The following is a 21,483-nucleotide window of genomic DNA, read 5'->3' as shown; positions in this document are numbered from 1 at the left end:
AGTGATCCGGGGCCCCGCCCTTGTGCTACGCGCGTTCGGGGTTTTTGCCCCGTCTGTTCGGCCGTGGGAGCGGCTGTGCGTGCGGACACAACGCCGAAGGCCCGGGGCCGCCGGAAAAATCCCGGCGGACCCGGGCCTTCGGGCCGTCCGCTACGCCTTGCGCAGACGGAAGGTGAGGCTCAGGGAGTCGTCGGTGAACGGCTCCCCGTAGGTGTCGTCCGCCTCGCCCTGGACGAAGTCCGTGGCGAGGACCTCTTCCGCGATCAGTTCGGTGTGCTCGCTCAGGGCCGCGATGACCGCCGGGTCCGTCGAGGTCCAGCGAAGCGCGATGCGGTCGGCGACATCCAGACCGCTGTTCTTGCGGGCCTCCTGGATCAGCCGGATCGCGTCCCGGGCGAGGCCGGCCTGGCGCAGCTTCTCGGTGATCTCCAGGTCGAGGGCGACCGTCGCGCCGGAGTCGGACGCCACCGACCAGCCCTCGCGCGGGGTCTCCGTGATGATCACCTCGTCGGGCGCGAGGGTGACCGTCTCACCGTCGACCTCCACCGCGGCCGTGCCCTCGCGCAACGCCAGGGACAGCGCCGCGGCGTCGGCGTTCGCGATCGCCTTGGCCACGTCCTGGACGCGCTTGCCGAAACGCTTGCCGAGCGCGCGGAAGTTCGCCTTCGCCGTCGTGTCGACCAGGCTGCCGCCGACCTCGCTCAGCGAGGCCAGGGCCTCGACGTTCAGTTCCTCGGCGATCTGCGCGTGCAGCTCCCGGTCCAGCGTGTCGAAGCCGGCCGCCGCGACCAGCGCGCGGGACAGCGGCTGACGCGTCTTGACGCCCGACTCCGCGCGCGTGGCCCGGCCCAGCTCGACGAGCCGGCGCACCAGGACCATCTGCTGCGACAGCTCCGGGTCGATCGTGGACAGGTCCGCCTCCGGCCAGGAGGCCAGGTGCACCGACTCCGGGGCGCCCGGGGTCACCGGCACGATCAGGTCCTGCCAGACCCGCTCGGTGATGAACGGGGTGATCGGGGCCATCAGCTTCGTGACCGTCTCGAGGACCTCGTGCAGGGTGCGCAGCGCGGCCTTGTCGCCCTGCCAGAAGCGGCGGCGGGAGCGGCGGACGTACCAGTTCGACAGGTCGTCGACGAACGCCGACAGCAACTTGCCGGCGCGCTGGGTGTCGTAGCCCTCCAGGGCGTCGGTCACCTGGTCGGTGAGCGCGTGCAGCTCGGACAGCAGCCAGCGGTCCAGGAGCGGGCGGTCGGCCGGGGCCGGGTCCGCCTCGCCGGGCGCCCAGCCCGACGTACGGGCGTACAGCGCCTGGAAGGCGACCGTGTTCCAGTACGTCAGCAGCGTCTTGCGGACGACCTCCTGGATCGTGCCGTGGCCTACGCGACGGGCCGCCCAGGGGGAGCCGCCGGCGGCCATGAACCAGCGGACCGCGTCCGCGCCGTGCTGGTTCATGAGAGGGATCGGCTGGAGGATGTTGCCCAGGTGCTTGGACATCTTGCGTCCGTCCTCGGCGAGGATGTGGCCGAGGCACACCACGTTCTCGTACGAGGACTTGTCGAAGACCAGGGTGCCGACCGCCATCAGCGTGTAGAACCAGCCGCGGGTCTGGTCGATCGCCTCGGAGATGAACTGCGCCGGGTAGCGGCTCTCGAACAGCTCCTTGTTCTTGTACGGGTAGCCCCACTGCGCGAACGGCATCGAGCCCGAGTCGTACCAGGCGTCGATGACCTCCGGTACGCGCGTCGCCGTCTTGCCGCAGCCGTCGTGGCGGCAGGCGAACGTGACGTCGTCGATGAACGGGCGGTGCGGGTCCAGGCCGGACTGGTCGGTGCCCGTCAGCTCGGTCAGCTCCGCCCGGGAGCCGACGCAGGTGAGGTGGTCGTCCTCGCAGCGCCAGATCGGCAGCGGGGTGCCCCAGTAGCGATTGCGGGACAGCGCCCAGTCGATGTTGTTGTTCAGCCAGTCGCCGAAGCGGCCGTGCTTGACCGTCTCCGGGAACCAGTTGGTCTTCTCGTTCTCCTGGATGAGGCGGTCCTTGATCGCCGTCGTGCGGATGTACCAGGAGGGCTGCGCGTAGTAGAGGAGCGCGGTGTGGCAGCGCCAGCAGTGCGGGTAGCTGTGCTCGTACGGGATGTGCTTGAAGAGCAGGCCGCGCTGCTGGAGGTCCTCGGTGAGCTTTTCGTCCGCCTTCTTGAAGAAGACGCCGCCGACCAGCGGGACGTCCTCCTCGAAGGTGCCGTCCGGGCGGACGGGGTTGACCACCGGCAGGCCGTACGCGCGGCAGACCTTGAGGTCGTCCTCACCGAAGGCGGGGGACTGGTGGACCAGACCCGTGCCGTCCTCGGTGGTCACGTACTCGGCGTTGACGACGTAGTGGGCGGGCTCGGGGAACTCCACCAGCTCGAACGGACGCTGATACGTCCAGCGCTCCATCTCGGCGCCGGTGAAGGTCTGCCCCGTGGTCTCCCAGCCCTCGCCGAGCGCCTTGCCGACGAGGGGCTCGGCGACGACGAGCTTCTCCTCGCCGTTCGTCGCGACGACGTAGGTGACCTCGGGGTGCGCGGCTACGGCCGTGTTGGAGACCAGGGTCCACGGGGTCGTCGTCCACACCAGGAGCGCGGCCTGGCCGGCCAGCGGACCGGAGGTGAGCGGGAAACGGACATAGACCGACGGGTCGACGACCGTCTCGTAGCCCTGGGCCAGCTCGTGGTCCGACAGACCGGTGCCGCAGCGGGGACACCAGGGGGCGACGCGGTGGTCCTGGACCAGCAGACCCTTGTTGAAGATCTCCTTCAGGGACCACCAGACCGACTCCACGTACTCGGGGTCCATCGTCCAGTAGGCGTCGTCCAGGTCGACCCAGTAGCCCATGCGGGTCGTCAGCTCGGCGAAGGCGTCGGTGTGGCGGGTCACCGACGCGCGGCACTTGTCGTTGAACTCGGCGATGCCGTACGCCTCGATGTCCTGCTTGCCGTTGAAGCCGAGTTCCTTCTCGACCGCCAGCTCCACCGGCAGGCCGTGGCAGTCCCAGCCGGCCTTGCGGGCCACGTGGTACCCGCGCATGGTGCGAAAGCGCGGGAAGACGTCCTTGAAGACACGGGCCTCGATGTGGTGGGCACCCGGCATGCCGTTCGCCGTGGGCGGGCCCTCGTAGAACACCCATTCGGGGCGGCCCTCGGACTGCTCCAGGCTCTTGGCAAAGATCTTCTGCTCGCGCCAGAAGTCGAGCACGGCGTGCTCGAGCGCGGGCAGGTCGACCTGGGCGGGCACCTGGCGGTACTGCGTCATGGATCTTCCTCCGGCGGACGTGCTGCCTTCCGTCGGAGGGACGAGAGCCGGGAATTCGGTGAATTCTCCGTACGCCGTGTGCGGCGCGCTCCCGCGGTACCACCCTCCTTGGCTCCCCGGTGCGCCCTACGCTCCGGTGAGCCCCCTCATTGGGATCGCGATGCCGGTTCTACCGGCCCTGGGAGGTTCCTGGGCGGAGCCCACGGTCCAAGGCTTTCTTCCGGCGGCTCCGGGGTGATCTTCGCGCCGCGCTCGCCCCCGGGCTCCCACCGTCCCCGGGTCGCTCTGGGCTGCGTACGCCGCTACTCGTCCCCATCCACGCTTTTCGCTCCGCCCAGTGTACGGCGCCGCGCGCACGGCGGCCGACCGGTTTTTCCTCCTTCCCGGGCCGGAGGCTGCCGGGGGTGCCGGATGACCCGAATGGCGAGGCGCGGGAATCCGGATCCCGGGGTACCGGTCCCGGCGGATTACCGGGTGGAGAGCGGGGCACAACGGATGCAGGCTCGTCACGCGGCACGCGCGTGGCGGGCGAATCGCTGGCGTGCCCTGTTGCCGCGGGCCAGAAGTCGATTTATCGTCCCAGCACGATTCGCGCGCGAGATCACAATATGTGAAGGGGCCGCGGCCATGGTGGCGAAAAAGACCGCTGTACAGCAGTCGGCATTCGGCGGATCCACGGCTGCGGCTGCCCCCGGCGGTGTGGCGGCCAGGGATGTGAACGGCACGAAGAACGCCCGCAGCGCCTCGGCGAGGCGTACGGCCAGGCCGGTGAAGGCGCTGCGTACCGCTGCCGCCGGAGCCGGGCGCACAAGGACGGCCGCGACCCCGGGGACCGCCGGGAGCGCGACGGCCGCCGGAGTATCGGCTCGCACGGAGGCGGAGGGCGGCGCGGAGAGTGCCCCGGCGGCGGGCACCGCCGGGACGCCGGACACGGCGAAGGCTCTCGTCCACGGGTCTGCCGCCGGGAAGACCGCTGCCATGAGGACGGGCACGACCAAGCCGGGCGCCACGACGGCGCCTCGGGGAACCGCCTCCAGGAGGAAGAACACCAGGGGGAAGGCCGCTGAGGGGGCGGTCGCCTCCGAGGGGGTCGCCTCCGAGGGGCGACCGGAGGAGACGGCCGCGGGGAATGCGGTGGTCGAGGGGGCCGTCGGCAGGAAGTCGGCCGCGGGGAAGGCGGCGGTCAGGAAGGCGGCTGGGAAAACGGCCGCGGTCAAGACCGACGCCGGGGAAACGGGCGTCAAGAAGACGGCCGCCGGGGGAACGGCGCTCGAGAAGACGGCCGCCGAGAAAGCAGCCGGCAAGAAGACGGCCGCCGGGACGGAGGGCGGCAAGAAGACGGCTGCCGGGACGGAGGGCGGCAAGAAGACGGCTGCCGGGAAGACGGGGCCTGGCAAGGCAGTGGCGGGCAAGACCGCGGCAGGAAAGACGGTTGCTACGGAGCCTGCTGCGAAGAAGGCGGCTGCGAAGAAGGCGGCCAAAAAGGAGGCTGACAAGGAAGTCAAGAAGCCGCCCGCCAAGACGGCCGGTGCCCCGCGGTCACGCGCCGGGAAGGCCGTGTCCGCGAGGGAGAAGGCCGGGTCCGGGAAAGCGCCTTCCTTCAAGGCGGCCGGGAAGGCCGCTCCTCCCAAGGGGACGGCCGCCCGGAAACCCGTCGCCGGGAAGGCTGCGGCGAAGACGGTCTCCCCCACCCGGGCGGCCACGGAGAAAGGCGGTCCCGAGCGATCGGCGGCGCGGAAGGCCGCAGCCGGAAAGAGGGCGTCGGCGACCGGCACGGTCACCAGGAAGGCGGCGGGCAGGACCGTCGCCGAGAGGGCGGCGACCGGCGCCGCCACCGAGAAGGCGGTGCTCCGGGAGGCCGCCACCGAGAAGGCGGTGGTCCGGAAGGCCGCCACCGGGAGGGTGGCGGCCAAGGCCGCCGCCGGCAAGGGCGCCGCCGTGAAGGGCGGCGCCGCGAAGAGCACCCCCACACAGAGTGCGGCCAAGAAGAGCACGGCCAAGAAGGCGGGCGCTGGCAAGGCCGCGGAGCAGACGGGAGCCACGACGGTGGTTGCGAAGAAGACTCCTGGCACGGCCACGGCGGCGACGACCCCCACGGCGGTCCCCAAGGCACGGATCGCCGCGGCGGAGCCCGGCGAACTGGCGGTGCGCTCCGGCGAGGCCCCGTGGACCCCCGAGGAGGTCGCCGAGGCACGCGCGGAGCTGGAGAGCGACGCGGCGCGCCTGAGCGGCGAGATCGACGCGTCCGAGCAGGCGCTGGTCGGCCTGATGCGCGACTCCGGGGACGGCGCCGGCGACGACCAGGCCGACACCGGCACCAAGAACATCACGCGCGAGCACGAGATGGCGCTCGCCGCCAACGCACGCGAGATGCTCGAACAGACCGAGCGTGCGCTGGACCGCCTCGACTCCGGCACCTACGGCCTGTGCGAGAACTGCGGCAATCCCATCGGCAAGGCCCGTATGCAGGCATTTCCCCGCGCCACCCTGTGCGTGGAGTGCAAGCAGAAACAGGAACGCCGGTAATCGTGCTTCCTGAACACCGGGTCCCGCCGGGCCGTGCCGTAGTCTCGTCCTCAGTCAGGCACCTAGGTTGAGGGATTCACGTGGCAGAGGCGGAGCGCATCATCGGTACGCCGGATATCCCAGACGCGGCGGGGGCCGGGCCCGAGCAGTCCGGCGCACGGGCGCTGTCCGGCGAGCGATCCGCCCCGGACCCGGCGGGCACGCCCGAAGGAGCCCCGGCGCAGGGTGCCGGCGCGCGGACGCCGGGAGCCGACGCCGCCGAGGCCCCGAAGGGCAGGCGCCGGATGGCGGTCCTGTTCGCGGTCGCCGCCATCGCCTATGTCCTCGACCTGGTCAGCAAGCTGATCGTGGTCGCGAAGCTGGAGCACCACGTGCCGGTCCGGATCATCGGGGACTGGCTGCGCCTGGAGGCGATCCGCAACGCGGGCGCCGCCTTCGGCTTCGGCCAGGCCTTCACCGTGATCTTCACGGTGATCGCCGCCGCCGTGATCGTGGTGATCGCCCGTCTCGCCCGCAGGCTCTACAGCCTGCCCTGGGCGATCGCGCTCGGCCTGCTGCTCGGCGGCGCCCTCGGCAATCTGACCGACCGGATCTTCCGCTCTCCGGGCGTCTTCAAGGGCGCGGTGGTCGACTTCATCGCGCCCAAGGGCTTCGCCGTCTTCAACCTGGCCGACTCGGCGATCGTCTGCGGCGGCGTCCTGATCGTGCTGCTGTCCTTCCGCGGCCTGGACCCCGACGGAACGGTCCACAAGGACTGACCACCGGGGACTTTGGTACGGCGTTGTCGGACCCGTCCGGCATACTCGACGAGGTGAGCACCCTTTCCGAGATCCGTACCCTGCCCGTACCCGACGGCCTGGAGGGCGAGCGCGTCGACGCCGCCATCTCCCGCATGTTCGGCTTCTCCCGTACGAAGGCCGCGGAGCTGGCCGCGGCGGGCAAGGTGCAGGTCGACGGCACCGTGGTCGGCAAGTCGGAGCGGGTCCGCGGCGGTGCCTGGCTCGAGGTGGAGATGCCGCAGGCGCCCGCGCCGGTGCAGGTGGTCGCCGAGCCGGTCGAGGGCATGGAGATCGTGCACGACGACGAGGACGTGGTCGTGATCGTCAAGCCGATCGGCGTGGCCGCACACCCCTCGCCCGGCTGGTCGGGCCCCACCGTGATCGGCGGTCTCGCCGCCGCCGGGTACCGCATCTCGACCTCCGGCGCCTCCGAGCGCCAGGGCATCGTGCACCGCCTCGACGTGGGTACCTCCGGTCTGATGGTGGTGGCCAAGTCGGAGCGCGCGTACACGTCGCTCAAGCGCCAGTTCAAGGAGCGCACGGTCGACAAGCGCTACCACACGCTCGTCCAGGGCCACCCCGACCCGACCAGCGGCACCATCGACGCGCCCATCGGCCGCCACCCGAACCACGACTACAAGTGGGCGGTCACGGCCGAGGGCAAGCCCTCCGTCACGCACTACGACCTGATCGAGGCCTTCCGCTCGGCCTCCCTGCTCGACGTCAAGCTGGAGACCGGGCGCACCCACCAGATCCGCGTCCACATGGCCGCCCACCGCCACCCGTGCGTCGGCGACCTGACGTACGGCGCGGACCCCACGATCGCCAAACGGCTCGGCCTGACCCGGCAGTGGCTGCACGCGGTGCGTCTCGGCTTCGAGCACCCGGCGGACGGACGGTGGGTGGAGTTCGAGAGCCCCTACCCCGCCGACCTGCAGAAGGCGCTGGACAAGGTGCGTGAGGAGAGCTGGGCATGACGGCGGCGTTCGAGGTGCGCCTCGCCGGGGACCCAGCCGACCGCGAGGCGTGCTTCGCGGTCCGCAAGGAGGTCTTCGTGCGCGAGCAGGGCGTCCCCGAGGACATCGAGTACGACGCCTACGACGCCGAAGCCGTCCATGTGCTCGCGATACGGCAGGACGGGGTGCCGCTCGGCACGGGCCGGCTGCTGTACGGGGAGGCGGCCGCGGCGAAGAACGGCGGCGATGCGTCCGTGGGCTCCCTGGGGCGGCTCGCGGTCACCAAGGAGGCACGCGGTCTGGGCGTCGGCGCCGCGCTGGTGCGGGCGATCGAGGACGCGGCACGCGTGCGGGGGCTGGCCGCGGTGGACCTGCACGCGCAGACCCACGCCCTGGGCTTCTACGAACGGCTCGGCTACACGGCGTACGGCCCGGAGTTCCCCGACGCCGGGATACCCCACCGGGCGATGCGACGCCCTGTGTGACCTGGGGCGCCGGGGGCAGCCGACAGGGGTGAGATGGCAGGCTGGACCCCCGCCGTGTGAACGTCGAACCTCCCGGAGCGCTGACCGTGGATCAGTTGGCCCTGTTGCTCCTGCTGCTGCTCGGGGCCGTGATGAGCGTCCCGGTCGGCGACCGGTTGGGGCTGCCCGCCCCGGTGCTGATGACCCTGCTCGGGATCGCGCTCTCGCTGCCCGACTTCGTGCCCAATGTGAACATCCCGCCGCAGCTGATCCTGCCCGCCCTGCTGCCGCCGCTGCTGTACGCGGCGGTGCGCCGGACCTCCTGGCGGCAGTTCGCGGCCAACAAACGGCCGATCTTCCTGCTGGCCGTGGCGCTGGTGTTCGTCACCACCGTGTGCGTGGCCGCCGTCGCGCACACCGTCGTGCCGGGTCTGCCGGTCGCGGCCGCGGTGGCGCTCGGCGCGGTGGTCGCGCCGCCCGACCCGGTCGCGGCGACCGCCGTCGCGGGCCGGCTCGGACTGCCCCGCCGGCTGGTGTCGATCCTGGAGGGCGAGGGCCTGTTCAACGACGTCACGGCGATCGTGCTCTACCACGTCGCGATCGCGGCCGCCGTCACCGGGACCTTCTCGCTGCCGCGGGCCCTGCTGGAACTGGCGCTCTCCGCGGTCGTCGCGCTGCTCGTCGGCCTGGCCCTCGGCTGGGTCGCCAACAAGCTGATCGGCCTGCTCGAGGACGCCACCCTGCAAGTGGGCCTGACGCTGCTGGTCCCGTATGCGTCCTATGTGCTGGCCGAGGAACTGCACGGCTCCGGTGTGCTGGCCGTGCTCGTCACCGCGCTGTTCCTGGCGGAGTACGCCAGAGACCCGGACGATGTGCTGATGCGCCTGGCCGGGCACACGTTCTGGGACGTGGTGGACACCCTGGTCACCGGGGTCGCGTTCGGGCTGATCGGGCTCGAGCTGCACCATGCGATCCGGACCGCGGCCGGGCGGTGGAGCCAGATGCTCGGCTGGGCCGCCGCGATCGTGGCCGTCGTGGTGCTCGTACGGCTTCTGTGGCTGCTGCCCGCGACCTGGCTCACCAAGCGGCTGCACGCCCGGCGGGACTACGACGAGGAGATCCCCACGTCGTGGCGGGAGACCATCGTGATGTGGTGGTCCGGGATGCGGGGCGTGGCCTCCGTGGCGCTGGCCCTGGCCGTCCCGCTGACCATGGACGACGGTTCGCCCTTCCCCGACCGGGACGAGATCGTCTTCATCGCCTTCGGGGTGATCATGGCGACCCTGGTGCTCCAGGGCCTGACGCTGCCGTGGCTGGTGAGGAGGCTGGGCGTACGCGCCGACACGGTCAGCGAGAAGGAGTTCGAACGGAGGCTGGCGATCCGTGCGGCCAAGGCGGCGAAGCGACGGCTGAAGGAGATCGAGGAGGTCGAGGAACTGCCGGAGGAGCTGTCCGAGCAGCTGCTGCGGAGGGCCTTCGACATCGGTGCGCGCATCAGCCCGGATCTGGGGGACGAGGAACGACGGGAGGCGCACCTCCAGCGTGCCCAGCGCCTGAAGAGGCTGCGCAGGCTCCAGGGGGAGATGCTGAGCGCGGCGCGGCACGAGGTGCTCGCCGCCCGCAGCGAACCGGGTGCGGACCCCGAGGTCGTCGACCGGGTGCTGCGCCATCTGGATGTGCGCAGCCTGCGCTGACACCGCCGCATCCGCCCGGCCCCGGCACGGCGACCGCCCCGGCACCGCTCACGGCGACCCGGCGAAAGCCCGGCGGCCGGCAACCGCCCGTCCGCTCCCCGGCTTTGTACGATCGGATCATGGCACGCAACGTGGTGATCAGCGGAGGCGGCACGGGCATCGGGCTCGCGGCGGCGCGGGCCTTCGCCGCCGACGGGGACCGGGTGCTGCTCGTCGGCCGGAGGGCGGAGGTGCTTCAGAGGGCAGAGGTGCCCGGGGCGCTCACCTACGCGGCCGATCTGAGCGATCCGCACGCCGTGCGCGGAGTCGCCCGCCATGTGGCGGACCGGTTCGGCACCGTGGACGTCCTCGTCAACAGCGCGGGCGGCGCCGGGCATCTGGAGCCCGAGGCGGAGGCCCACGACCCGCTCGCGGCGGTCGCGCACACCTGGACCGTCAACTTCCGGCTCAACGTGCTCACCGCCGCCCTGCTCACGGAGGCGCTCAGGGACCGGCTCGCCTCGCCCGGCGGGCGCGTGCTGTTCCTCAGCTCCATCGCCGCCTACCGGGGCTCAGGCAGCGGGGCGTACGCCGCGTCCAAGGCCGCGCTGCACCCCTACGCCTTCGATCTGGCCCGGCAGCTCGGGCGGCGCGGCATCACGGTGAACGTGGTCGCGCCCGGCTATGTCGAGGACACCGGTTTCTTCGGTGGCACGATGGACCCCGAGCGGCGCGACCGGCTCGTCGCGGAGACATCGACCGGGCGCGCCGGAACGCCCGGGGACATCGCCCAGACCCTGCACTGGCTGGCGTCCCCGGGCGCCCGGCACATCACCGCGCAGGTGATCCAGGTCAACGGCGGCGCCGAGCGGGGGCACTGACGGGCCCGCGACTCAGCGCCGGCCGCTCCGTGAGGACTCGTAGGCCTTGCGGAACCGGCCGTCGGGCGGCTCGTGCGCCCCGCGCGCCGGGTCCGCGTGCGGCTCGTGCGCCCCGCGCGGCATGTCCCCGGGGGACTCGTGCGCCCCTCGGGCCGTGTTCTCGGCCCAGGCGTGGTCGTCCCGGCTCGGCGGGGGCACCGCGCTCGCGGTGTTGACCCGGGGCAGCGCGTAGGGATGCTCCTCGTTCAGCCAGCCGATCATCCGCTCGCGGACCTCGACCCGCACCGTCCAGATGTCGTCCGAGTCCTTCGCGGTCATCAGCGCCCGCACCTGCATGGTGTTGGGCGTGGTGTCGGTGACCTGGAGTCCGTAGGCGCGTCCGTCCCAGGCCGGGCACTCGCGCAGGACGTCGCGGAGCTTGTCGCGCATCGCCTTCACGGGCGCGGAGTGGTCGACATGGAAGTAGACGATCCCGGTCATCTGCGCGCCGCCACGGGACCAGTTCTCGAACGGCTTCGAGGTGAAGTACGACACCGGCATGGTGATCCGGCGCTCGTCCCAGGTCCGTACCGTCAGAAACGTCAGGGTGATCTCCTCGACGGTGCCCCACTCGCCGTTCACCACGACCGTGTCGCCGATCCGGACCATGTCTCCGAACGCTATCTGGAGCCCCGCGAAGAGGTTCGCCAGTGTGGACTGCGCGGCGACACCGGCGACGATGCCGAGGATGCCGGCCGAGGCCAGCAGCGAGGCGCCGGCCGTTCGCATCGCCGGGAACGTCAGCAGCATGGCGCTGGCCGCCACCACCCCGACGACCGCCGCCACCACCCGCATGATCAGCGACACCTGGGTGCGCACGCGCCGGACCCGGGCCGGGTCGTGGTGGAGGCGGGCGTAGCGGGAGTACGACGTCTCGACCACGGCGCCCGCGATCCTGATCACCAGCCAGGCGGCGGAGCCGATGAGGATGAGCGTCAGAGTGCGCCCGACGGCCACCCGATGGGCCTCCAGGAGCTTCGCCTGGTCGTAGGAGCCTCTCAGCAGGGCCGCGCACAGGACGAGCTGGTAGGGGATGCTGGCGCGGCGGAGCAGTTGCCACAGCGGTGTCTCGGGATGCCCGGCGTTCGCCTTGCGCAGCAGGAGGTCCGTGGCCCACCCGACAAGCACCGTGAGCACGACCGAGGCACCGACGACGATCACCGGGCGCAGTACGTTCTCCATGCCTTCGCGCCTAACCGGCTGACGGCGTCATGAACCTGTGTCCCGTGTCTCCCTGAGAACCCGCTGTTCACAGCGTTGTCCGTCCCTGCTGGCACCATGGGCTCATGAACATCATCCTCTTCCACTCGACGTACGGACCGCGGCCCGCGGTCAGGGCCGCCGCCGACCGGCTCCGGGCCGCCGGGCACGAGGTGTGGACCCCCGACCTGTTCGAGGGCCGCACCTTCGAGACGGTCGAGGAGGGCATGGCCCTCAAGGACGAGATCGGCAAGGAGGAGCTGCTCAAGCGGGCTGTCCTGGCCGCGGCGCCGTACTCGGAGCGGGGCGTGGTGTACGCGGGGTTCTCGCTGGGCGCGTCCATCGCGCAGACCCTGGCGCTCGGCGACAGCAATGCGCGCGGGCTTCTGCTGCTGCACGGCACGTCGGACCTCGCGCCGAGCGCCTCGGTGGACGGGCTGCCGGTCCAGCTGCATGTCGCCGAGCCGGACCCGTTCGAGACGGACGACTGGCTGAGCTCCTGGTATCTGCAGATGGGCAGAGCGGGCGCGGACGTCGAGATCTACCGGTACGCGGGCGCCGGCCACCTCTACACCGACCCGGGGCTGCCGGACTACGACGAGGAGGCGGCCGAGGCCACCTGGCGGGTGGCGCTCGGCTTCCTCGACAGCCTGTAGGCGTCCGGCCCCCGGGGACTACACCGGGTCGTACGTCCGCTCGACCTTCTGGGTGCCGCTGCGCGTGCGGTACGAGCGCTCCCAGGAGGAGGTGGCGTTCGCGTTGGTGCGGTCGGACAGGACGTAGTAGTCCATCTGCGCGCGCTCGGCGGTGATGTCGAGCACGCCGTAGCCGTGGCGGTCGGTGTCCACCCAGTGGACATGCCGGTTGGCCGCGCGGATGAGGGGCGAGGCCAGCGCCGAGACGGTGCCCTCGGGAGCCTTGACGATGTCGTCGAGGTTGTCGGAGGTCACCGACGTGATCACGAACTCGGTGCCGGCCGACGCGGACAGCGGGTAGGTGCCGGCGTCGATCGGCACGTCGTTGGCCCACGACATGTGGATGTCGCCGGTCAGGAAGACCGTGTTCCTGATCGCGTTGTCCCGCAGATGGGCCAGCAGCTCACGGCGGTCGTCCGTGTAGCCGTCCCACTGGTCGGTGTTGACGGAGATACCGTCCTGCGGCAGCCCCAGGAGCTTGGCGAGCGGCTTGAAGAGGTCCGCGGTGAGGGAGCCGACGACGAACGGCGCGATCATCACCGAGTTGCCGACCAGCCGCCAGGTGGTGTCGGACGCCTTCAGGCCCGCCTTGAGCCAGTCGAGTTGGGCGCGGCCCGTGATCGTACGGTTCGGATCGTCGACCGAGCCGCTGGTGCCGGACACCTGCTGGGAGCGGAAGGAGCGCAGGTCCAGCAGGGAGAGGTCGGCGAGCTTGCCGAAGCGCAGCCGGCGGTAGGTGGTGCCCTCGATCGCGGGGCGCACCGGCATCCACTCGAAGTACGCCTGCTTCGCGGCCGCCTTGCGGGCCGTCCAGGTGCCCTCGGCGCCCTCGGTGTGGTTGACCGCGCCGCCCGACCAGGCGTTGTCGGCGAACTCGTGGTCGTCCCAGATCGCGATGACGGGCGCCTTGTGGTGCAGGGCCTGAAGATCGGGGTCGGTCTTGTACCTGGCGTGCCGGATGCGGTAGTCGGCGAGTGTGATGATCTCGTTCGCCGGGGAGTGCGGGCGGACCACCGTGCCGCGGGTGCCGTACTCGCCGCTCTTGTACTCGTAGATGTAGTCGCCCAGGTGCAGCCAGGCGTCGAGGTCGTTGCGGGCCGCGAGGTGACGGTAGGCGGAGAAGTAGCCCGCCTCCCAGTTGGCGCAGGTCACCACGCCGAAGCGCAGTCCCGGAACGGCGGCGTCGGCGGCCGGGGCCGTGCGGGTGCGGGCGACCGGTGAGTCGGTGCCGCCGGCCGAGAAGCGGAACCAGTAGTCGGTGGCCGGCTGGAGCCCGCGCACGTCCGCCTTGACGGTGTGGTCGGAAGCGGCGGTCGCGGTGACGGACCCCTTGGCGACGATGTTCGTGAGCGCCTTGTCCTGGGCGACGACCCACTCCACCCGGGTGTCCGGGCCGAGCCCGGAGCCGGGTATCGCCTCCGCGGTGGGGGTCACCCGGGTCCACAGCAGGATGCCGTCGGGCAGCGGGTCGCCGGAGGCCACGCCGTGCAGGAAGGCGGGGGCGTCGGAGGCGGCCCGGGCCGGGAGGGCGGCGGCGAGCGGGACACCGATCACGGCCGTCGCGGCGGCGGCCTTGACGACCGTACGGCGGCGCGGGGAGAAGGAGCCGGAGCTCTCGGATGCTCTGAATCGACTGGTCACGGCCGATCAGGTTACTGATCGGTATGCGCAAGAGCGGGCGAACTCCGAAAGTTCGCCCGCTCTTCATGTGGGGGCAGGATTCCTCCTCGGCGTCAGCCCTTGAGGGCCGCGTCCACCACCCTGTTGAAGTCGGCCACCGTCAGGAGCGGGGTGCCGCCGTTGAGCTGCTTGCCGTCCATGACGAAGCCCGGGGTGCCGGTCACCCCGTCCTTGTTCTTGTCGAAGGTCTTCGACATGGCCATCGCCCAGGCGTCGTAGGTGCCCTTCTTGACCGCGTCCTGGAACTTCGTGTTGTTCTTCAGCGCGGGGACCGTGTCGGCGACCTTGATCAGGTAGCTGTCGTCCTTGAACTTGTCGGTCGTCTCGTCCGGGTGCCACTTCGCCGAGTACAGCGCCGACTTGTACTCCAGGAACGCCTCGGGGCTGACGTTCAGCGCGGCGCCCAGGGCGCTCAGCGCGTTCTTCGAGCCCTCGCCGTTGTCATGGCTGTCGATGAACGTGGCGCCGACGTACTGGAACTTGAACTTGCCGCTGTCGATGTCCTGCTTCACGGTCGAGCCGACGGTCTGCTCGAACTCGGCGCACACGGGGCAGCGCGGGTCCTCGTAGACCTTGAGGGTCTTCGGGGCGCTGTCCTTGCCGATGACGACCGTGGTGCCGTTCGTGCCCGTCGTGTTGGCCGGGGCGACGACCTTGGCGCTCTTCGCGGCCTCCCAGTGGCTGGGCTTGTTGTTCTGCACGACGGCGTAGCCTATGCCGCCCGCCGCCGCCAGCACGGCGACGACCGAAGCGGCCACGATGATCTGCCGCTTCGCCTTGTCGCGCTTGGCCTGCCGCTCGCGCTCGATACGCAGCCGCTCACGGGCCGCCGTTTTCGCCGACTGGCTGTTCCGCTTGCTCATGGTGTTCTCCTGTGGGACGCGCACGCTCGTGCGCCGGATACGGGTGAGGGGTGGTCGTGCTCGGGATGCCGCTCAGATCAGAGCGACCGAGCACGGCGGTCCACGCCGTCCCAGGGAGTGCACGAAGAGACGGGTACGCAGCGCGGTGATCCGGGGCGCCGGGCGCGGCGCCCGAGAGACCGGGGCGATCCGTACCGTCACCGCGGCGACCGCGAACAGCAGTGGTCGGAACGTGGTCGCGGCCACCGCGCGCAGCAGCTGGCCCAGCGCCCGCTCGCCGCGGCGCAGCCAGGCGGCGGCCAGCATGCCCACGCTCACATGGGCGGCGAGCAGCAGCCAGGCGGTCGCGGGGTCGGCATGGGCGAGGAGCGCGGCGATCCGGTCGGTACCGGTGCCGCCGGCCGGGCTCAGGGGGGTGCCCAGGGGGCCGCCGCTGCACAGCACATCCAGGCCGACCGAGCGCAGCGGGCCGGTGACCGGGCCGCCCGCCCTGCCGTAGCAGGCGTGCTGGCCGGTGGTGAACACCGTGTCCGCGGTCAGCTCCAGCGGCACCAGCAGGGCCGCGATCTGCCCGAAGCCGCGCTCACGGCCCGCCAGCGCGTACGCGACGACGAAGACGGCGGCGGCTATGACGGCCACCGTCCCCATCGGCAGCGGGACCTCGGACAGCAGCACGTGCGACGCGGTGCCGAGCGTCACGACCAGTGCCGTGAACAGCGCCGCGCGTACGGCTCTGAGGTGGGTCCCGGATATGTCCATAGCAGAGGAGAGTGTGTCATGTGCTCCCGTAAGGGAGCACTAAAGGTTTACTGTGCCGGTCCTTCCGTCACAGACCTGGAATCCGGCCGTTGCGGAACAGGTCCACGAAAATCTGGTGGTCGGTACGCGCGCGTGTCCCGTAGGTGTGCGCGAAGTCCACCAGCAGCTCGGAGAATCCGGCCTCGTCGGCGGCGATCGCCGCGTCGATGGCCCGCTCCGTCGAGAAGGGCACGAGCGACTCGCCGGACTGGTCGTCCGCCGCCGCGTGCATCGCGGCCGTGGCGCGGCCGAGGTCGGCGACGACCGCGGCGATCTCCTCCGGGTCGTCGATGTCGCTCCAGTCCAGGTCCACGGCGTACGGCGACACCTCGGCGACCAGCTGGCCCTGGCCGTCCAGCTCCGTCCAGCCCAGCCAGGGGTCGGCGTGCGCCTGGAGGGCGCGCTGGGAGATCACCGTGCGGTGGCCCTCGTGCTGGAAGTAGCCGCGGATCGCGGGGTCGGTGATGTGGCGGGAGACGGCCGGGGTCTGGGCCTGCTTGATGTAGATCACCACGTCGTTCTCCAGGGCGTCGCTGTTGCCCTCGAGAAGGATGTTGTACGACGGCAGGCCCGCGGAGCCGATGCCGATGCCGCGGCGGCCCACCACGTCCTTCACGCGGTAGGAGTCCGGGCGGGCCAGGGACGACTCCGGGAGGGTCTCCAGATAGCCGTCGAAGGCCGCGAGCACCTTGTAGCGCGTGGCCGCGTCCAGCTCGATGGAGCCGCCGCCGGGCGCGAAGCGGCGCTCGAAGTCGCGGATCTCGGTCATCGAGTCCAGCAGCCCGAAGCGGGTCAGCGAGCGGGCGTCACGCAGCGCGTCCAGCAGCGGGCCCTGGGCGGTGTCCAGGGTGAAGGGCGGGACCTCGTCGCTCTTGGCGCCGGTCGCCAGGGCGTGGACGCGCTCGCGGTAGGCCGCCGCGTAGACCCTGACCAGCTCGGTGATCTGGTCGTCGCCGAGCGCCTTCGCGTACCCGATCAGCGCCACGGAGGCGGCGAAGCGCTTCAGGTCCCAGGTGAAGGGGCCGACGTACGCCTCGTCGAAGTCGTTCACGTTGAAGATCAGGCGGCCCGTGGAGTCCATGTAGGTGCCGAAGTTCTCGGCGTGCAGATCGCCGTGGATCCACACGCGCGAGGTGCGGTCGTCCAGGTAGGGGCCGCCGCGCCTGTCGGCGTCCAGGTCGTGGTAGAAGAGGCACGCCGTGCCCCGGTAGAACGCGAAGGCGGAGGCCGCCATCTTGCGGAACTTCACGCGGAACGCGGCCGGGTCGGCGGCGAGCAGCTCGCCGAAGGCGGTGTCGAAGACGGCGAGGATCTCCTCGCCGCGTTGCTCGGCGCTGAGCTGCGGAACCGACATCGCGGGGTGCCTCCAGGTGCAGGTGGTGCGTGACGTGTGGGGACCGGATCGCCCGTTCCCTTCCAACGGACGACGGTACGCGGAAAGTGCCCGTGTCCCCCGCACGGAGGCACGGACGGCAGCGTCCGTGTCCATCGCGCGAAGGGACGGACGCGCGCTCCGTATCCCTCCGGATGAAGGTACGTGGGGAAGCCCGCCGGGTGTCAGTCCCGAGGCATAGACTTCGACGCTGTCCCCCCAGACTGTCCGCAGCCGGTCGGGCACCTGTCCACATGGGGCGCCCGCCACCGACCACCGCCCCTCAATTGGAGGCCGAAGCCGTGTCAAAGCCGCCGTTCACGCACCTGCACGTCCACACCCAGTACTCGCTGCTGGACGGTGCCGCGCGGCTGAAGGACATGTTCAACGCGTGCAACGAGATGGGCATGACCCACATCGCCATGTCCGACCACGGCAACCTCCACGGGGCGTACGACTTCTTCCACAGCGCGAAGAAGGCCGGAGTCACCCCGATCATCGGTATCGAGGCGTATGTCGCCCCCGAGTCCCGGCGGAACAAGCGCAAGATCCTCTGGGGCCAGCCGCACCAGAAGCGGGACGACATCTCCGGTTCGGGTGGTTACACCCACAAGACGATGTGGGCCGTGAACAGGACCGGCCTGCACAACCTCTTCCGCCTCTCCTCGGACGCGTACGCCGAGGGCTGGCTCCAGAAGTGGCCCCGTATGGACAAGGAGACCATCGCGCAGTGGTCCGAGGGGATCGTGGCCTCCACCGGCTGCCCCTCCGGCGAGGTGCAGACCCGGCTGCGCCTCGGCCACTTCGAGGAGGCCCTGAAGGCCGCCGCCGACTACCAGGACATCTTCGGCAAGGACAAGTACTTCCTGGAGCTGATGGACCACGGCATCGAGATCGAGCGCCGGGTCCGCGACGGACTGCTGGAGATCGGCAGGAAGCTCGGCATCCCGCCGCTGGTCACCAATGACTCGCACTACACCTACGCGCACGAGGCGGGCGCCCACGACGCCCTGCTGTGCATCCAGACCGGCAAGAACCTCTCCGACCCCGACCGCTTCAAGTTCGACGGCACCGGCTACTACCTGAAGTCCACGGACGAGATGTACGCCATCGACTCCTCGGACGCCTGGCAGGAGGGCTGCGCCAACACGCTCCTCGTCGCCGAGATGGTGGACACCACCGGCATGTTCGAGAAGCGCGACCTCATGCCCAAGTTCGACATCCCCGAGGGCTACACCGAGGTCACCTGGTTCCAGGAGGAGGTCCGCCGCGGCATGGAGCGCCGCTTCCCGGGCGGCATCCCCGAGGACCGCCAGAAGCAGGCCGAGTACGAGATGGACGTCATCATCCAGATGGGGTTCCCGGGCTACTTCCTCGTGGTCGCAGACTTCATCATGTGGGCCAAGAACAACGGCATCGCGGTCGGCCCCGGCCGAGGCTCCGCGGCGGGCTCGATCGTCGCCTACGCCATGGGCATCACCGACCTCGACCCCATCCCGCACGGCCTGATCTTCGAGCGGTTCCTCAACCCCGAGCGCATCTCCATGCCCGATGTCGACATCGACTTCGACGAGCGCCGTCGCGTCGAGGTGATCAGATACGTGACGGAGAAGTACGGCGCGGACAAGGTCGCCATGATCGGCACCTACGGCACCATCAAGGCCAAGAACGCGATCAAGGACTCCGCGCGCGTGCTGGGCTACCCGTACGCGATGGGCGACCGCATCACCAAGGCCATGCCCGCCGACGTCCTCGGCAAGGGCATCCCGCTGTCCGGCATCACCGACCCGAACCACCCGCGCTACTCGGAGGCGGGCGAGGTGCGCGGGATGTACGAGAACGAGCCGGACGTGAAGAAGGTCATCGACACCGCCAAGGGCGTCGAGGGACTGGTGCGCCAGATGGGTGTGCACGCGGCCGGCGTGATCATGTCCAGCGAGACCATCACCGAGCACGTGCCCGTCTGGGTCCGGCACACCGACGGCGTGACCATCACCCAGTGGGACTACCCGAGCTGTGAGTCGCTCGGCCTGCTGAAGATGGACTTCCTCGGCCTGCGCAACCTGACGATCATGGACGACGCCGTCAAGATGGTGAAGTCCAACAAGGGCATCGACATCGACCTGCTGGGCCTCCCGCTGGACGACCCCACGACCTTCGAACTGCTCCAGCGCGGCGACACCCTCGGCGTCTTCCAGTTCGACGGCGGCCCCATGCGCTCCCTGCTGCGCCTGATGAAGCCCGACAACTTCGAAGACATCTCCGCCGTGTCGGCCCTGTACCGCCCGGGCCCGATGGGCATGAACTCCCACACGAACTACGCGCTGCGCAAGAACGGCCAGCAGGAGATCACGCCGATCCACCCGGAGCTGGAGGCACCGCTCAAGGAGGTCCTCGACGTCACCTACGGCCTGATCGTCTACCAGGAGCAGGTGCAGAAGGCCGCCCAGATCATCGCGGGGTACTCGCTCGGCGAGGCCGACATCCTCCGCCGTGTGATGGGCAAGAAGAAGCCCGAGGAGCTGGCGAAGAACTTCACCATCTTCCAGGCCGGCGCCCGCAAGAACGGCTACAGCGACGAGGCCATCCAGGCCCTGTGGGACGTGCTGGTCCCGTTCGCAGGCTATGCGTTCAACAAGGCCCACTCCGCGGCGTACGGCCTGGTCTCGTACTGGACCGCCTATCTGAAGGCGAACCACCCCGCCGAGTACATGGCCGCGCTGCTCACCTCGGTCAAGGACGACAAGGACAAGTCGGCCGTCTATCTGAACGAGTGCCGCCGCATGGGCATCCGGGTGCTCCCGCCGAACGTCAACGAGTCGGAGGCGAACTTCGCCGCCCAGGGCGACGACGTGATCCTCTTCGGCCTCTCCGCCGTGCGCAACGTCGGTACGAACGTCGTCGAGTCGATCATCAAGTGCCGCAAGGCCAAGGGGAAGTACACGTCCTTCCCGGACTACCTCGACAAGGTCGACGCGGTGGTCTGCAACAAGCGCACCACGGAATCGCTGATCAAGGCGGGCGCCTTCGACACGATGGGGCACACCCGCAAGGGCCTCACCGCGCAGTACGAGCCGATGATCGACAACGTGGTCGCAATCAAGCGCAAGGAGGCCGAGGGCCAGTTCGACCTCTTCGGCGGCATGGGGGAGGAGCAGAGCAGCGAGCCCGGCTTCGGCCTGGACGTCACCTTCACCGACGAGGAGTGGGACAAGACCTATCTGCTCGCCCAGGAACGGGAGATGCTCGGTCTCTACGTCTCCGACCACCCGCTCTTCGGCCTGGAGCACGTGCTGTCCGACAAGGCCGACGCGGGCATCGCCCAACTCACCGGAGGCGAGCACGCGGACGGCGCGGTCGTCACCATCGGCGGCATCATCTCGGGCCTTCAGCGCAAGATGACCAAGCAGGGCAACGCGTGGGCGATCGCCACGGTCGAGGACCTCGCCGGCTCCATCGAGTGCATGTTCTTCCCGGCGACCTATCAGCTGGTGTCGACCCAACTCGTCGAGGACGCCGTGGTGTTCGTCAAGGGCCGCCTCGACAAGCGCGAGGACGTACCCCGGCTGGTCGCGATGGAGATCATGGTCCCGGACCTGTCGAACGCGGGCACCAACGCGCCCGTGGTGCTCACCATCCCCGCGGTGAAGGTCACCCCGCCGATGGTGAGCCGCCTCGGTGAGATCCTCAGCCAGCACAAGGGCGACAGCGAGGTGCGGATCAAGCTCCAGGGACCGCGCAAGACGACCGTCCTCAGGCTGGACCGCCACCGCGTCAAGCCGGACCCCGCGCTCTACGGTGATCTGAAGGTCCTGCTCGGACCCTCCTGCCTCGCGGGCTGACCGCTCGCGGCGACGGCGTACGCGAGGGGCGCACCCATCAAAGGGTGCGCCCCTCGGTGCATATCCGGGCTCCCCTGGCCACGCGGGGCTTCAGGTTCCCTGATGCGGGCTTCAGTTGTGGCCGAAGCTCTTCTGCTTCTTACGGGCAACGTCCGCGGGGCTGCCCTGGACCTGCGCTATCGGGGACTCGTGGGTCTCCGTGGCGGAGGACCTCTGCCCGTGCTCCTGGGCCTGCTCGGCCTTGGCGGAGCGGTTCTGCGGGCCGGCCTGCTTGCGGTTCTTGTTCTTGGCCATGGTGATCTGCCTCCTGTGGGGGATCTGAGGGCCAGAGTCGGGACCAGATTCACATAGGCTGACAACAGCCGCATGTCGGATAATTACCGTGTGTGACAACGCCTGTTCGCGCGGAGGCATCCCGATCCGCCAC

Annotated in this window: 15 protein-coding genes; 8 read left to right on the top strand and 7 right to left on the bottom strand. The window is 70.3% G+C overall.

The window, feature by feature from the left end:
- Positions 1-150 precede the first annotated feature (150 nt).
- On the bottom strand, positions 151-3,288 hold the full coding sequence (gene ileS / locus ACIP94_RS01545) for an isoleucine--tRNA ligase (RefSeq protein ID WP_402417986.1): 3,138 nt from the start codon (positions 3,286-3,288) through the stop codon (positions 151-153).
- Positions 3,289-3,915: 627 nt separating this feature from the next.
- Here ileS and ACIP94_RS01540 point away from each other — a divergent pair.
- The 6 genes from ACIP94_RS01540 to ACIP94_RS01515 all read left to right on the top strand — a co-directional run bounded on the left by ACIP94_RS01540 (position 3,916) and on the right by ACIP94_RS01515 (position 10,567).
- A complete protein-coding gene (locus tag ACIP94_RS01540) occupies positions 3,916-5,814 on the top strand; it encodes a TraR/DksA C4-type zinc finger protein (protein ID WP_402417984.1) in 1,899 nt (632 codons plus the stop codon).
- 80 nt (positions 5,815-5,894) lie between these two features.
- On the top strand, positions 5,895-6,572 hold the full coding sequence (lspA, locus tag ACIP94_RS01535; RefSeq protein ID WP_402417982.1) for a signal peptidase II: 678 nt from the start codon (positions 5,895-5,897) through the stop codon (positions 6,570-6,572).
- A gap of 53 nt (positions 6,573-6,625) precedes the next feature.
- Complete coding sequence (locus tag ACIP94_RS01530; protein WP_402417981.1) at positions 6,626-7,570, top strand: RluA family pseudouridine synthase; 945 nt, start codon at positions 6,626-6,628, stop codon at positions 7,568-7,570.
- Positions 7,567-8,034 carry a GNAT family N-acetyltransferase gene (locus ACIP94_RS01525; RefSeq protein ID WP_402417980.1) on the top strand — a complete coding sequence of 156 codons (468 nt, stop codon included), beginning with the start codon at positions 7,567-7,569 and terminating at the stop codon, positions 8,032-8,034. Before ACIP94_RS01530 ends, ACIP94_RS01525 begins: the two co-directional genes overlap by 4 nt.
- A gap of 86 nt (positions 8,035-8,120) precedes the next feature.
- Positions 8,121-9,707, top strand: coding sequence for a Na+/H+ antiporter (locus ACIP94_RS01520; RefSeq protein ID WP_402420292.1), 1,587 nt, complete (start codon positions 8,121-8,123; stop codon positions 9,705-9,707).
- Between the two features lie 119 nt (positions 9,708-9,826).
- Positions 9,827-10,567, top strand: coding sequence for an SDR family NAD(P)-dependent oxidoreductase (locus ACIP94_RS01515; protein ID WP_402417979.1), 741 nt, complete (start codon positions 9,827-9,829; stop codon positions 10,565-10,567).
- Between the two features lie 12 nt (positions 10,568-10,579).
- On the opposite strand, the gene ACIP94_RS01510 is transcribed toward ACIP94_RS01515, so the two are convergent.
- The gene (locus ACIP94_RS01510; protein ID WP_402417977.1) at positions 10,580-11,788 is read right to left on the bottom strand and encodes a mechanosensitive ion channel family protein; all 1,209 of its coding nucleotides are present in this window, start codon (positions 11,786-11,788) and stop codon (positions 10,580-10,582) included.
- A gap of 104 nt (positions 11,789-11,892) precedes the next feature.
- On the opposite strand from ACIP94_RS01510, the gene ACIP94_RS01505 reads away from it, so the two are divergent.
- Positions 11,893-12,462 carry a dienelactone hydrolase family protein gene (locus ACIP94_RS01505; RefSeq protein WP_402417976.1) on the top strand — a complete coding sequence of 190 codons (570 nt, stop codon included), beginning with the start codon at positions 11,893-11,895 and terminating at the stop codon, positions 12,460-12,462.
- Positions 12,463-12,480: 18 nt separating this feature from the next.
- Here the strand turns inward: ACIP94_RS01505 and ACIP94_RS01500 are convergent, their stop codons facing one another.
- The 4 genes from ACIP94_RS01500 to ACIP94_RS01485 form a co-directional block, all read right to left on the bottom strand.
- Positions 12,481-14,142 (bottom strand): alkaline phosphatase D family protein, encoded by a 1,662-nt coding sequence (locus ACIP94_RS01500; RefSeq protein ID WP_402417974.1) that lies wholly within the window; start codon positions 14,140-14,142, stop codon positions 12,481-12,483.
- 92 nt (positions 14,143-14,234) lie between these two features.
- Positions 14,235-15,044, bottom strand: coding sequence for a thioredoxin domain-containing protein (locus ACIP94_RS01495; protein WP_402417972.1), 810 nt, complete (start codon positions 15,042-15,044; stop codon positions 14,235-14,237).
- Between the two features lie 72 nt (positions 15,045-15,116).
- Positions 15,117-15,803, bottom strand: a complete 687-nt coding sequence (locus ACIP94_RS01490; RefSeq protein ID WP_402417971.1) for a hypothetical protein — start codon at positions 15,801-15,803, stop codon at positions 15,117-15,119.
- 67 nt (positions 15,804-15,870) lie between these two features.
- A complete protein-coding gene (locus ACIP94_RS01485; protein ID WP_402417969.1) occupies positions 15,871-17,196 on the bottom strand; it encodes a DUF2252 domain-containing protein in 1,326 nt (441 codons plus the stop codon).
- 320 nt (positions 17,197-17,516) lie between these two features.
- On the opposite strand from ACIP94_RS01485, the gene dnaE reads away from it, so the two are divergent.
- Complete coding sequence (dnaE, locus tag ACIP94_RS01480) at positions 17,517-21,056, top strand: DNA polymerase III subunit alpha (protein ID WP_402417967.1); 3,540 nt, start codon at positions 17,517-17,519, stop codon at positions 21,054-21,056.
- Positions 21,057-21,167: 111 nt separating this feature from the next.
- On the opposite strand, the gene ACIP94_RS01475 is transcribed toward dnaE, so the two are convergent.
- Complete coding sequence (locus ACIP94_RS01475; protein WP_402417965.1) at positions 21,168-21,350, bottom strand: hypothetical protein; 183 nt, start codon at positions 21,348-21,350, stop codon at positions 21,168-21,170.
- Between the last annotated feature and the right edge of the window lie 133 nt (positions 21,351-21,483).

The sequence above is a fragment of the Streptomyces sp. NPDC093261 genome, from assembly GCF_044753645.1.
Taxonomy (GTDB): domain Bacteria; phylum Actinomycetota; class Actinomycetes; order Streptomycetales; family Streptomycetaceae; genus Streptomyces.
This window is presented reverse-complemented; position numbering and strand designations above follow the sequence as displayed.

Excerpts from the sequence above, each read along its gene's own strand:
- ileS (WP_402417986.1), bottom strand. The coding sequence starts at position 3,288 with ATGACGCAGTACCGCCAGGTGCCCGCCCAGGTCGACCTGCCCGCGCTC.
- ACIP94_RS01540 (WP_402417984.1), top strand. The coding sequence starts at position 3,916 with ATGGTGGCGAAAAAGACCGCTGTACAGCAGTCGGCATTCGGCGGATCC.
- ACIP94_RS01525 (WP_402417980.1), top strand. The coding sequence starts at position 7,567 with ATGACGGCGGCGTTCGAGGTGCGCCTCGCCGGGGACCCAGCCGACCGC.
- ACIP94_RS01515 (WP_402417979.1), top strand. The coding sequence starts at position 9,827 with ATGGCACGCAACGTGGTGATCAGCGGAGGCGGCACGGGCATCGGGCTC.
- ACIP94_RS01510 (WP_402417977.1), bottom strand. The coding sequence starts at position 11,788 with ATGGAGAACGTACTGCGCCCGGTGATCGTCGTCGGTGCCTCGGTCGTG.
- ACIP94_RS01505 (WP_402417976.1), top strand. The coding sequence starts at position 11,893 with ATGAACATCATCCTCTTCCACTCGACGTACGGACCGCGGCCCGCGGTC.
- ACIP94_RS01495 (WP_402417972.1), bottom strand. The coding sequence starts at position 15,044 with ATGAGCAAGCGGAACAGCCAGTCGGCGAAAACGGCGGCCCGTGAGCGG.
- ACIP94_RS01490 (WP_402417971.1), bottom strand. The coding sequence starts at position 15,803 with ATGGACATATCCGGGACCCACCTCAGAGCCGTACGCGCGGCGCTGTTC.
- ACIP94_RS01485 (WP_402417969.1), bottom strand. The coding sequence starts at position 17,196 with ATGTCGGTTCCGCAGCTCAGCGCCGAGCAACGCGGCGAGGAGATCCTC.
- ACIP94_RS01475 (WP_402417965.1), bottom strand. The coding sequence starts at position 21,350 with ATGGCCAAGAACAAGAACCGCAAGCAGGCCGGCCCGCAGAACCGCTCC.